Raw genomic sequence first — 296 nt, forward strand, 5'->3', positions numbered from 1 at the left:
CGACATGACTACGACGCTTACGGCCGACGCGGCAGGCTTGATCTCTTAAGCGTTGGCCCTGGGATTTGCGTGGCAGCGAAGGAGAGACGCCGAGCGCGCGCACACTGAGGCTCAAATGAACTACGTAAGACAACAGACGCAAGAGTTCGGCCTTAACGAGACAGAAGATGCAAAACTCGTGAAAAACGTGCAAAGAGCTCAGGGCCCCATTGAATGGGTACAAGTGGCCGCCTCCAGGCAGGGTCAATTGCTAATATTCGACATTCGCTCGGCCGAGGATTTTCAGTGGTTTAGCG

General features: G+C 54.7%; 1 protein-coding gene. It reads left to right on the forward strand.

The genetic code is table 11. The annotated features are described in order from the left end of the window. Positions 1-115: 115 nt before the first annotated feature. On the forward strand, positions 116-296 hold a 181-nt coding region (locus ACCD02_RS32715; RefSeq protein WP_413310724.1), incomplete at its 3' end, for a hypothetical protein.

The organism is Pseudomonas sp. Pseusp88 (genome assembly GCF_047303955.1).
Taxonomy (GTDB): Bacteria; Pseudomonadota; Gammaproteobacteria; order Pseudomonadales; family Pseudomonadaceae; genus Aquipseudomonas.